The 12,497-nt window shown below is 62.1% G+C and carries 9 protein-coding genes and 1 tRNA gene; 6 read left to right on the top strand and 4 right to left on the bottom strand.

The genetic code is table 11. The features are described 5' to 3' along the window. Positions 1-156: 156 nt before the first annotated feature. Positions 157-1,239 carry a zinc-binding dehydrogenase gene (locus tag JQ553_RS02375; protein ID WP_212498272.1) on the bottom strand — a complete coding sequence of 361 codons (1,083 nt, stop codon included), beginning with the start codon at positions 1,237-1,239 and terminating at the stop codon, positions 157-159. Between the two features lie 10 nt (positions 1,240-1,249). Then, positions 1,250-1,918 carry a TetR/AcrR family transcriptional regulator gene (locus tag JQ553_RS02370; RefSeq protein WP_212498271.1) on the bottom strand — a complete coding sequence of 223 codons (669 nt, stop codon included), beginning with the start codon at positions 1,916-1,918 and terminating at the stop codon, positions 1,250-1,252. Between the two features lie 70 nt (positions 1,919-1,988). On the opposite strand from JQ553_RS02370, the gene JQ553_RS02365 reads away from it, so the two are divergent. The 5 genes from JQ553_RS02365 (at position 1,989) to JQ553_RS02345 (ending at position 7,864) form a co-directional block, all read left to right on the top strand. Beyond that, complete coding sequence (locus tag JQ553_RS02365) at positions 1,989-3,482, top strand: NAD(P)/FAD-dependent oxidoreductase (RefSeq protein WP_212498270.1); 1,494 nt, start codon at positions 1,989-1,991, stop codon at positions 3,480-3,482. Between the two features lie 141 nt (positions 3,483-3,623). Next, positions 3,624-3,700, top strand: a tRNA-Arg gene (locus tag JQ553_RS02360). A gap of 473 nt (positions 3,701-4,173) precedes the next feature. Next, complete coding sequence (locus tag JQ553_RS02355) at positions 4,174-5,100, top strand: peptidoglycan-binding protein (protein WP_212498269.1); 927 nt, start codon at positions 4,174-4,176, stop codon at positions 5,098-5,100. Positions 5,101-5,711: 611 nt separating this feature from the next. After that, the gene (locus tag JQ553_RS02350) at positions 5,712-6,338 is read left to right on the top strand and encodes a carboxymuconolactone decarboxylase family protein (protein ID WP_212498268.1); all 627 of its coding nucleotides are present in this window, start codon (positions 5,712-5,714) and stop codon (positions 6,336-6,338) included. A gap of 674 nt (positions 6,339-7,012) precedes the next feature. Continuing rightward, positions 7,013-7,864, top strand: a complete 852-nt coding sequence (locus JQ553_RS02345) for a tetratricopeptide repeat protein (RefSeq protein ID WP_249143891.1) — start codon at positions 7,013-7,015, stop codon at positions 7,862-7,864. Positions 7,865-7,943: 79 nt separating this feature from the next. On the opposite strand, the gene JQ553_RS02340 is transcribed toward JQ553_RS02345, so the two are convergent. Next, a complete protein-coding gene (locus JQ553_RS02340) occupies positions 7,944-8,636 on the bottom strand; it encodes a hypothetical protein (protein WP_212498772.1) in 693 nt (230 codons plus the stop codon). Positions 8,637-8,978: 342 nt separating this feature from the next. Here JQ553_RS02340 and JQ553_RS02335 point away from each other — a divergent pair, with 342 nt between their 5' ends. Further along, entirely contained in the window at positions 8,979-10,514 is a 1,536-nt protein-coding gene (locus tag JQ553_RS02335; protein WP_212498267.1) for an aspartate ammonia-lyase, read from the top strand. A gap of 33 nt (positions 10,515-10,547) precedes the next feature. Here the strand turns inward: JQ553_RS02335 and JQ553_RS02330 are convergent, their stop codons facing one another. Continuing rightward, entirely contained in the window at positions 10,548-12,386 is a 1,839-nt protein-coding gene (locus tag JQ553_RS02330; RefSeq protein WP_212498266.1) for a di-heme-cytochrome C peroxidase, read from the bottom strand. Between the last annotated feature and the right edge of the window lie 111 nt (positions 12,387-12,497).

Here is a 12,497-nt window from a genome sequence, read left to right as displayed (position 1 = left end):
GGGCGATGATGGAACTGGCGGACCTGCCGGGTTGCGGCTGTGGCTCGTGCGACACAGCACATGCTTTTAATTTAATTGAAGAATTCCTGGCTTGCTCCACCCGCTGCCGATCATCGGCCCCGGGCGGCCGACCTTCCGCTCAATCGCGCCTCGGAATCAGTGGTCGGGCCGGATGATGACCTTGGTGTGCCGTTCAGGATTGGCGAGGTCCGCAAAAGCCTGCGCCACGCCGTCGAGGCCCGTGGTGGCGGTGACCATTGCGGCCGCGTCGACCTCGCCCTCGGCAATCAGGCGCAGCGCAAGCGCGAATTCGTCCGGCGTGTAGGCATAGACATATTGCAACGACAACTCCTTGAGCACGCCGAGCAGGGGTTCGGAGGTGTCGCTTTCCATGCAGACGCCGACAACGACGATGCGAGCATCGCGCGGCGCGCCTTCGAACACCTGCTGCAGCAATCCGGGAATGCCGACACATTCGAAAATCAGACCGGGCTTGAGTGGCGGCAGGAAAGACCGGAGCGGCGGCCGCGCCGCCGTCTGCTCCGGCGTCATTTCCGCGTGCTGCGCCCAGGCCGTGAACGGCTGCGTCTCCGCGGGATTGACCACGACATCGGCGCCCATCTTCGCCGCGAGCGCCCGCCGTGCCGGCGAATAGTCTGATGCCACGATCGGGTGCAGACCGCGCAGCTTCAGCGCGGCGATCACGGCGAGACCAATCGGTCCGCAACCGATCACAAGCGGCACCTCATCGCCGTTGATGTTGGCCTTTGCCACCGCATGGATGCCGACCGCAAGCGGCTCGGTCAAGGCGGCGTGCTCGGCGGCGAGGCCGTTCGGCACCTCGATCATCAACGGCTCGCTCAGCACCATCCGCTCGGCGTAGCCGCCGACGATGTCGTTGGAATAGCCGATGCCTTGCGGCCCGTTCGCGCCGAGCAGGATCGGCATCGAACAGACGCGCGTGCCAGATTTGAAGCGCTTTTCGGTCCCCGGCCCGTGGTCGAGCACCTCGCAGCAGAATTCGTGGCCAAACACGACATCGCGCGACAGGTCCATCGGCCTGCGGCCGGGGAAATGCTTCATCAATTTCGCGGTGTGTCCGGCGTGCTTGCGCGCGTGCAAATCCGAACCGCAAATGCCGCAAGCCAGCGTCTTGACCAGAACCTGTCCGGCCGCCGGCACAGGGTCGGGAATGGTATCCGTGACGATGTTTCCGTTCCTGAAGACTGCAGCTCGCACGGTCTGTCTCCTATACCGAACGCAAGAATGTCCCGCTCTTCGTACCGTCGAACGCCACGCGGCAGAATGCGGCGGCGATCGCGACGACTTCGTCCACCGGTTGCGGATAATGTTTGGATACCCATCGTAGCGCGATGCTGACGACGGCGCCGACCATGCCGATCGGCAGCAGCGCGGCGGAAGGGTCCTTGTCGTGTCGTTTTGGATCGACGGGTGGCGGCACCAGGATGTCGCTGAACGTGCGCAGCGCGTCGAGCTTGACCGCATCGACCGCCGGGCTGATGCCGGATATCTCGAGCAGGAACACGCGCGCCGGCTTCGGATGTTCCTTCAGCCGCGTGAAGTAGAGCGTGAGCGTCGCAAGCAATCTGGCCTCGGAGTCGGTGCCCGCGGCATTGGCGGCGGCTGCCATTTCCTCATGAAGGCGGCCGACGACGTGGGTATAGGCCGCGATCAGCAGCGCTTCGCTGTTGGCAAAGGATTCGTAGAAATAGCGCTCGGTCAATTCGGCGGCTTCGCAGATCGCCTTCACGGTCGCGCCGCGGTAGCCGACCTCGCCATAAACCTCGATCGCAGCGTCGATGAGCCGCAGCCGGCGTTCGGCACGGCGCGCGTCGGCGTTCATGCCGCCATACAGTCGGGCTTTGCGGCTGGCTTCCATGAAGTATGATATTGACACGATGCATTGTCAGATGTCAAGGTGTCTGACAGGAAGCATTGTCAGCACGAATGGCTAGGAGAGCCGAGGCATGTCCGCTCATTTCGACGTGTTGATCGTTGGCGCGGGCCTCTCCGGCATCGGGGCCGGTCATCATCTGCAGAAGAATTGCCCGGACCGCAGCTACGCCATTCTAGAGGCGCGCGATTGCATCGGCGGCACCTGGGATCTGTTCCGCTATCCCGGCATTCGCTCCGATTCCGACATGTACACGCTTGGCTATTCGTTCCGGCCCTGGACCGAGCCGAAGGCGATCGCCGATGGGCCGTCGATCCTCAACTACGTGCGCGAAACCGCGCGCCTCTCAGGGATCGACAGGAATATCCGCTTCAACCATCGCGTGGTGCGCGCCGACTGGTCGTCGGCGGAGTCGCAATGGACGGTGGAAGTCGAGCGCGGCGCGGAGAGGACAATCGAGCGCTTCACCTGCAACTTCCTGTTCATGTGCAGCGGCTACTACAAATACGACAAGGGTTATACGCCTGACTTTCCCGGCATCGCCAATTTTTCCGGCCGGGTGGTCCATCCGCAGAAGTGGACCGACGACATCGACTACGCCGGCAAGAAGGTGGTGGTGATCGGCAGCGGTGCGACCGCGGTGACGCTGGTGCCGGAACTGGCCAAGGCGGCCTCGCATGTCACGATGCTGCAGCGGTCGCCGACCTACGTGGTCGCGCGCCCGGACAAGGACAAGATCGCCGACTGGCTGCGGGCGAGGCTGCCGGCCATGGCCGCCTACGGCATCACGCGCTGGAAAAACGTGCTGTTGGGCATGTATTTCTACCGGCTCTGCAAGCGCAATCCCGAGCGCGTCAAGAAGCTCATTCTTGGCGGCGTGCGCGCCGCGCTGGGTCCGGACTACGACGTCGCGACGCATTTCACTCCGCGTTACAAGCCGTGGGATCAGCGTCTCTGCCTGGTGCCGAACGGCGATCTCTTCGAATCGATCAGGAACGGCACGTCGTCGGTCGTCACCGAAGAGATCGACACCTTCACAGCGAAGGGGATCAGGCTGAAATCGGGTACGGAACTCGACGCCGACATCGTGGTGACGGCGACCGGCCTCGATCTGCAGGTGCTGGGCGGGCTCGATGTCAGCGTCGACGGCACGCGCGTCGATTTCTCGAAGACCATGAGCTACAAGGGGCTGATGTATAGCGGCGTGCCGAACCTCGCAGCCGCGTTCGGTTACACCAATGCGTCATGGACGCTGAAATGCGACCTGACCTGCGAGTATGTCTGCCGCATGCTCAACTACATGAAGGCGAACGGCTACGCGCAATGCACGCCGCGCCGCAACGATCCCACGATCACCGAATTGCCGTGGGTCGATTTCTCCTCCGGCTATGTGCAGCGCGCCGTTCACAAGATGCCCAAGCAGGGCTCGCGGCGGCCGTGGCGGCTGTATCAGAACTATGCGCTCGACATCGTCAGCTTGAGATTCGGTGCGATGAAGGACGAGGCGATCGAATATCTGCCGGCACGCCGGTCTGAGTCGACGGAGCCGGCCGGCCGGGCGGCGTAGAGGGCGCACCGTCAACGCTGGGCCCGATGCACGCGGTTCAATCGGCGCAACTTCGCGCATGGGAGATGTCTGCGCAGGCTGGCGATCAGCCGGCGCCTCTGCTATGGGATGGCCATGCCCGCTGCCGTCTCGCGGGATCGCGGTCCCGTAGCTCAGCCGGATAGAGCGACGGTTTCCTAAACCGTAGGTCGGAAGTTCGAGTCTTCCCGGGATCGCCACATCCAAATCTTCCTCCTGCATGTTCAATAGCTTGACTTCCCGTTAGTCACTCGATTCCGGAACTGCTAGCCAATCGGTGTTCTGGAGCTGTTCGCCAGCTTCGTCATTGCCGCCTCGGACATGTGCTCGTCGATGTAGGTCTGTACCTGTGCCGGCGTCGAGTGGCCGCTCACAGTCATGATCTCCGGCGCGGTGCATCCCGCATGCGCGAGCACAGCGGAGCGCCATCAAAGGACCAGCGAAGGATGAACCTAGGACGATCGAGATCGACCCACTATCGAGCCGCTGGCGCCCGATCGCCGCGCCGCCACTATGGGGTGCTGTCAGCACCCCCCGCAGCGAGGGCAACGCCGGAGGGCGGCACTGCCAGGATCGTTGTGAAAAAAATTGCGAGATCGGTGGGTGTGTCGGACAGGCGAACTTTGGACTGAATAATAGAGCCTTTAGGCCACCCAGCGCAGGAGGGAAGGCCATGGTTGTACCGGTCGTAACGAAGCCCCGTCTGGCTTCCAAACTTTTCCGCGACAACGAGAAGCTTCAAAAGTGTCTCAAGATTCCTAGTGAGCACGTGATCCCCGGATCGCGTGGGGAACATGTTAGCCTGATCCAAAAGGCGCTGATGAGTCTGGGCGTGGCTGTGATTAGCCCTGGCGAGATCGCGAGCGGGAATTTTGGGCCTTCCACTCTCAAGGCAGTTCGGGCGTTCAAGGGACCGCCACGCAACATCATCAATAGGACTTATCAGAATACCCCGGACGACATTGTCGGTCAGATGACCATCGAGCGTCTGGATAACGAAATGGACATCCTTGAAAATGAATCTCCGGCCTCATCCGCTTTGGTAGCCTTCGACGATTTTGGGCCGCCGCACGATCACACCAGATGTCCTCCGCCTTCAAGCGACGCAGAAATCGAGTTGTCGCCAGACGGCACTATGAGCCATGTCGGCACACCGATGAACCCCCTGGGGATCGGTCGGAAGATAAATATCGGAGGAATAAAGGAAGCCATTGGCTTTGAAGATTGCATGCCTGATCCGGCATTGGATCCTGATATGCTGGGCGTTCCCCTCAAGGGCCGTCGGCTTACGTCGTCGATCCCCAAGCACACCGTTAGCGATATCTGTGTTCGGAGTGCTCCCATAGACCGCTTTATGAAACGCGAGATCAAGCGAATCTGCATGCGTGGGGCTCGCCTCACGGTCGTTCAAAGTGTCATGCAAATCCTGGCATCGGACTTTCCCTATTTTCGCGAAATCGGCGTGATCATCGAACAAGGCTTCGTGCCATCGCCGTTTTCACCAGCGGACCAGCGGGCAGGGAAGCCGCGGGAAATAGACAGACCTTTTGTGGTGGTCACCATATTGAACGTGAATCCCGATAACGTGGATCCATTCTAAGCGTTTCCAGCGGACACGCTCGGCGGCGCCGGAGTCGTTGTCCGGCACCGCGAGGTCGCCGGTCTTGATGAGAACAAACGGTCCTGATCGCACCTTAGCGCTGAAGCCATCAAACCGCACGCACTGGAACCTCGAACGCGGCGGACTCCGCTGCGGAGGCGCTCACCGATGCCGATCAGCGTGCCGCGTCAAGCGAGCGCGCGATAGCTGTCCGGCCCGATGACGACGGGATCATGAACGGATCAAAGACAGCTGATAACCTCGACGGGTCCCGTCACGCTAAAATCCGTAGCGCGGCCGCGCTTGGCGCCAGTTCTAAGAGCGGCGCGAAAGCGCCGTCCCCGCGCTGCACCCTTCTCCGAGTATGGTGGAGAGAAGCAGGCCTTTCGTCGAAACGCTCGCCGCACTTGACATTCAAGGGATCGGCCCCTTGGAGCCGAAGCCCGACGTCCCTCCTTCCTCGCCGCAATATACGAGGTCGTTCGGGAGGCTGCTTCCTGGTCGGATGGATCAAGCAAGATTGATTTGTTGACTCGGCTGTCAACTTGAAGCTGGTGGGTTTCGGCGGTAATTGGCGCGCCATATGAGCGCGAGGGGAAACGGGTAGGCCCATGACCAAACTAGCGACAGCGCTTACCGCGACAGTTGTCTCGTTCATGTTTTCGGCTGCAGCGTCGGCGCAAGAGCGTCTTCCGACGATTCCGCCCGACCAGTACACGGACGCTCAAAAGAAAGCTGCCGCGGAATTCCTGGACGCGAGAAAGGTCCCTGTTTTCGGGCCGTTCGAACCGTTGATGTATAGCCCGGAAGTCATGTCTCAAGCTCGCGCCATGGGCGACTATCTGCGGTACAAATCCGCGATCGGCAATACGCTATCTGAACTGGTCATTCTTATTACCGCGCGCGAATGGACCCAGGACTACGAATGGTACGTGCACAAGCCCATAGCGCTTAAATCCGGCATCAAGCCAGAAACCATTGACGCCATCCGAGACGGGCGACGTCCCAGCGGCATGAGCGAGGACGAAGAGATCGTGTATGATTTTTCTACTGAGTTGCACAAGAACAAGCGCGTATCCGACGCGTCGTTTGCTCGCGCCGAGAAGCGTTTCGGCAAGACGGGGGTTGTCGATCTGGTTGGCATTAACAGTTACTACACGCTGCTCGCGATGCAGCTGAACACGGCTCGTTATCCGATGCCGAAGGATGGCGTTGCGCTGCCACGATTCCCGGAGTGAATGCGCCTGGGCAAAGTGGCGGCTTCCGCTTCCGGGAGCCGAGCAAGGCCTTCTGTCAGAATCCAAACTATCTGCAGCCGGTGTTATCGACGATATACCAGGCGAACTCGATGAGGGCTTCGCTGTAACACGTCGGTATTTTTCCGCGATCGCCGACACGATAGATGAATCGCCTGTTGGGTGCGGTATACGTTATCCGCCATGGATATGTCGACCTGATTCCATTTTGCGGGCGCTCGCCGGATACGAGCCGCCTGTTCGGCGCATCATAGGTTTCCCGCCACAAATACATCGCGGTGCGATCGTGGTTTCCGCGATGAGCTTCCTTGCTCGGAGTTTCACGCGATCCCTGTTGCTGAAAGCCTCCAGCCGTCGCGCTGGAGACGCTCGCTGTCAGAAGCCAAAGAGACAAAACCGCTATTTTGCGCGGAGCCATTTGAATGCTCCCGTGTTGGGATGAGATAAAAATAAAGTAACATATTGCGGCCAACGAACTTGAGAAATCGCGTCCTTGCATGCGACATGCAAGATCTACCCAAATTGGGAACCTGATTTCGTTGGGCGAAGCCGAGCGTAGCTGAGCAAGCCGTCCTGTCGTCTTCATGCTACTTTTGCTGGACGGCCCCTCCATGTCCGGCGATAACGGCTGAGATGACCAATACATTACAAGCCTGATGCCGAAGCATCCCACCGTCCCCCCCGCGAGCCACGGGCACAATCAGTCCCAGGCGCTGCAACGTGCCGCGCTCGCGCTGCAGATGCGGCAGTTCAGCGAGGCCGAGCGGCTCGCGGCCGAGGTCTTGAAATCCAGCCGGACCGATATTGCCGCGACGACGATCCTGGCGCGGGCGCTGATAGCGCAGAACCGTGGCGGGGAGGCGATCGCGCCGCTCGAACGGGTTGCGCGCCGGGTCAGCGATGCTGGTATCGAGACCCTGCTGGGCGCGGCGCTCGGCGGCGCCGGCCGCCGCGCCGAGGCAATCGATCTGCTGCGCCGGACCACCGAACGCAAGCCGCCGTTCCTGCCCGCGTTCCAGGAACTGGCGGGCCAATTATCCAGGGACGGGCGCGCCGCCGACGCTGCGGCTGTCATGGAAAGTGCGGTTGCCTTGGCGCCGGGGGCCGTCGATTTGCAACTTGATCTGGCGCGCCTGCTCATCCAGCGCAACGCGCGCGGCAGGGCACGTGCGATCCTGTCGAAGGCGCGCGAGGCCGCACCGGGACATCTCGACATCCTGACGACGCTTGCGCGCGTTCTGCTGCTCGATGGCGATTATGCCGCGGCTGCTGACAGCTACCGACACGCGCTTGCGCTCCGTCCGGACGACGCCGTGACGCGCGCCGATCTCTCGGCCTGTCTTCTCGAAATGGGTGACCGCGATGCCGGCGAGGCCAATTTGCGGCTGGCGTTGCGCGGCCGGCCGCAAATGATCGGTCGCACCACCTATGCGCTGGTCCACTCGTCGCACGGCCGCTTCTTCTTCCGCCCGAGCGCGGTGGCGAAGTTTCTGAGCGAACCGTCCTGAACTGACGGAGCATGATCTAGACGCAAAGGCTACGCGTTTGTCGCGAGGGAAACCGCTACGCACGTTTGCGGATCATGCTTCAAGCCCGGAATTGCCGTCGATAGAGCCCGGGCTCGCGGCTGATCTTCTTGGTCAGCTCATGCACCCGCTGCGTCTCGTCGGGGGTCAGGGCTGCGGTCTCCGCGACCCAGTTGTCGCGCTTGACCGGCAGACACTGCACGACCGGCGTGCCCTTCGGCAGCACGCCGCTGAATTCCTTGTTGTGCCAATGCGCCGGGAAGTGGATCCAGCTGTCACGAAAGCGGTCGCAATCGACCAGCCCGCTCAGCGTCGTGAAGGGCAAATCGAGACGATTGACCGGATGGGTGAAGAACAGCGCGTAGCCTTCCGGCGCTTCGATGGTCCACAGATTGTGAAACTTGATTACGAAGCGGTCGGGTTCGAACAGCGGCGAGCCTTTCACCTGGCTTTCGTCATGGAATCCCACCGGCGAGCGCGGGAAATCGAGTTCGCCGCCGGGCGGGATATCATTGTCCCAGGTGATTTCGCCGTTCTCAACTTTGAGATCGCAGATCAGCGGCAGCAGGAAGCCGCAGGTCATCGCGTCGACGAATGGCGGGCAGCGCTTGACCGTGTCCTCGTCGCGCATGTTGATTGCGTTGAAGGCCTGGGTTGGCATCGCCTTGAGCCAGCCGGGAAGGCCCAAGGTCGCCGGTACCGGCGGCGGGATCTTGCCCTCAAGTTCCGCCGGGCAGCGGAATTTGAGCGTCATCGGTTCGTTGGTGTTGGGCACGGCTCTCTTTCTTGGTTTGGTTGCCTGTCCGTAGGCGGTTTCGCGCCAGCCGATGAGGTGATCTAGCACGCGGCTCCGTCCGGGCGAAAGCCGCGCTGCCGTTCGCGGCGGACATGCCGAGTGAGGTGGATAAGCTGTTGTTATCACGGGCCGGGAGGAAGGGACGCTTCCCGGCTCGCCGGTCCGACACCCCGCGAATTCTTTTCCATCTGCCAATCTGTGCAAGACTTTGCCGTTAGAGATTGGATTTTGCCCGGGGGCGGGCGCATCATGCCGGCGTCGCGGACGACAGGGATCCGCAAAGGCGCAAGGGAGGGATCGATGGCCGAATCGAACGTTGAGACCGCCAACAGGAGCGCCGCGCCATCTTCTGGGGACGGCTCCGGACCGAGCGAACTCGCCGTCGCGACCGTCCGCACCGTGCCGATCGAGCAGGCGCTGTCCCGTACCGAGCACGATCTGCTCGGCGAGGATGATGTGCCGGCCAATGCGCTTTGGGGCATTCACACCAAGCGCGCGGTGATGAATTTTCCGATCACCGGCGTGCCGGTCGGTCATTTCCCAGAATTCGTCCGCGCGTTGGCACTCGTGAAGCAGGCCGCCGCGCGCGCCAACAAACGCCTCGGCTATCTCGCGCCGGAGAAGGCCGACGCGATCGACGCGGCCTGCACGCAGGTCGCGACCGACAGGGTCTACGCCGAATCCTTCGTGGTCGACGCGATCCAGGGCGGCGCCGGCACCTCAACCAACATGAATGCCAATGAGGTGATCGCCAATGTCGCGCTGCGGCTGATGGGCCGCAAGCCCGGCGATTACCATGCGCTGCATCCCAACGACGACGTCAACATGGCGCAGTCGACCAATGACGCCTACCCAACCGCGCTGCGGCTCGCGGTCATTTTCGCCACCCAGCCGCTGGTGCGCGCGCTGGATGACCTTGCCTACGCCTTCAAGGGCAAGGCGGTGGAGTTCGCCGACGTCCTGAAGATGGGCCGCACCCAGCTTCAGGACGCGGTCCCGATGACGCTCGGTCAGGAGTTCGACAGCTTCCACGCCACGGTCAAGGAAGACGTCGCGCGGCTGAACGAGATTTCGGGCCTGTTCCGCGAAGTCAATCTCGGCGCGACCGCGATCGGCACCGGCATCAATGCCGACCCGCGCTATGCCGCTCTCGCCGTCGAGGAGCTGTCGCGGCTGTCGGGCCAGCCGATGGTGCTGGCCTCCAACCTGATCGAGGCGACGTCCGACCTCGGTGCCTTCGTCCTGTTCTCCGGTGTGCTCAAGCGCGTCGCCGTCAAAGTGTCGAAGATCTGCAACGATCTGCGCCTGCTGTCGTCGGGGCCGCGCACTGGCATCGGCGAGATCCGCCTACCCGCGGTGCAGGCCGGTTCGTCGATCATGCCGGGCAAGGTCAATCCGGTGATCCCGGAGGTCGTCAACCAGGTGGCGTATCTCGTGATCGGACATGATCTCACGGTGACGATGTGCGCCGAGGGCGGTCAGCTCCAGCTCAACGCCTTCGAGCCGACCATTGGCTATTGCGTGCTGAGTTCTCTGCGGATGCTGACCGCGGCGATCGATACCCTGACCAAGCGCTGCGTCGAGGGCATCGAGGCCGACCGCGAGCGCTGCCGCAGCCTGGTGCAGGGCTCGATCGGACTGATCACCGCCTTGGCGCCGACGCTCGGCTATGAGGCAAGCTCGCGCGTGGCACGGCGCGCGCTCAAGGAGAACCGCTCCGTCGCCGAGATCGTGCTGGAGGAGAAGCTCATGACCGAAGCGCAGCTCAACCAGCTTCTCGAGCTCGAGGCAATGACGCGCCCGGCGCGGCGACAGGCCCCGGCTCCCAAGGCTTAAACCGCCCGGAACGGGTTTCCGATCCGCCGTCGGTCATAGTGTCTTGATAAACTCGATCAGGGCCTTGCGCTGGTCGGCGTCGAGCGCCGGGCCGATCACGCCGGGACCTTTCGTATTGCTGAATTCGTGCCCGCGATTGGAGTTGCCGCGAAGGCTGGTATCGAGCGCGAACCCGCCCGCGATGGAATCGCTGCGATAACCGAGGTTGACCGGATCATACTCGCGATGGCCGAGCACGGGCTTTGACGGCCGCTTCTCCGCCGGCCCGAGCAACGCCTCGATGGTCGGCACCGAGCCATTGTGGAGGTAGGGCGGCGTTGCCCAGATGCCGTTGAGCGGACGGACCTTGTAGGCCAGCGGATCGGCGACGTCGGGCGGACGATAGCCGTCCATTTCCGCGCGCCGTTTTTCGGAGATGTTGTTCTGGACGTACCAGTAATTGGCGGCCTTCACGACAACGTCGCGGAGGGCGGGTCCGAAGGCGCTGCTCGTCAGGCCGAGCGAAGCCGGCACGTCGAGTGTCCGGTTCTTCATGTCCACCGCCTGCGCCGGGTCGGTGCCGATATGATCGATCGGAATGCCCTCGACATCGAGCAGCGGTTGACCGATGTCGTTCTTGACCCACCACTTCGGGTTCTTGAACAACGCATAGGCCTCGTTCTCGGGCAGCGCCTTGCTCGCGATTGCCGGCAGATGGCAGGGTTCGCAGATCTTCTTGTAGAGTTCGCCACCCTTTCGCGCGAGGTCCATGTTGATCGGCGGGAAGAAGTCCGGCCAGCGCGGCGACTCCAGGCCGCCAAAGCCCTTGTCTTGCGACGGCCCGTCCTGGCCGGCAATCATCCGCTCCATGGCAAACAGCTCGTCGATGCGTGAACTCGACTTGAACAGCCCCTTGTCGGGTGCGATCAGGTTCAATTCGGCGCTGACGCCGAGCGACTCACCGGCATTGCGCACCATCGGCTGCATGATCGAGCGGTTGTACTGCACCCAGGTGAACCACGGCGCGTTCCAGATCCGGGGGAAGTGCACCGGCGCCGAATGGGCGGCATAGTTCTGCGGCCGCTGCAGATCGAGCGCAAACACCTGGTTGCCGATCCGATTCAGCGCGTCGAGCCGTGCATAGCCTTCGTCGACGCTGTTGGGGGCGACGCTGTCCTCGAGCGCCTTGATCTTGGCGTACTGCTTCAACACCAGATCGAGCTGCGCGCGCAGTTCCATGCGCTCGTCAAGGGTTGCATCCTCGCCGAGGATCTCGGCGGCGAAGCGGGAGAAGCGACCGGGCCAGTATCGCGTCAGCAGCAGCGACAGGCCGAGCCCCTTCTGCAACTGGAACAGGTTGGTGTTCGCGGGGCCGCCGTCGATGACGACGCGGACGTTGTTGTACGTGATGCTGCCGGTATGGCAGGCCGAGCAGGTGAGCCCGATCCCGTTCATGTCCGACTTGTCGCGCGGATTGCGCCAGGGAGCTCCGTTCGCGTCCAGCATCGCGGTGCCCTTTGCGAAGCCGATCGGGAGTTCATGCTGTTGGCCATCGATGACCGTGTCCGGAATGAAGCCGTAACGGGCGAGATAGCTGATATCGCTGAAGCGGCCGGCACGGGTGAACAGCAGCGGCGGAAGCGTCGGCTGCTCCAGCGCCTTGAACCACTCATAGGGAATGCCAAAAGTGCGCGTGCCCTGATCGGCGTGATAGAACCAGCTCAGTTCTTTCGGATCGACATTCTGCTTCAGCCAGACCGTCTTGGCCGGCGGCTGGTAATCGACGATCCGAACGTGGAAGCCCTGCCACAGCGTCTCAAGATCATCCTTGAAGTAGAGGACGCCTGCGACAATCAACGCCCCGATCAAAAAAACAGCATTTTTCCGCCGCATGCCCGTCTCCGATCCTCCGTCACTGCAGGTGGTATTTCATCAGGTATTAAAAATCGCCGAAACACCTCGCGTTTAGCGTGTATATCGGATATCGCCATCCTATAGTGGTGG

Origin of the sequence: Bradyrhizobium lablabi (assembly GCF_018131005.1) — a bacterium.
Lineage (GTDB): Bacteria > Pseudomonadota > Alphaproteobacteria > Rhizobiales > Xanthobacteraceae > Bradyrhizobium > Bradyrhizobium lablabi_D.
Note: the sequence above shows the minus strand (reverse complement) of the source record. Positions and strands in the feature narration are given on the sequence as shown.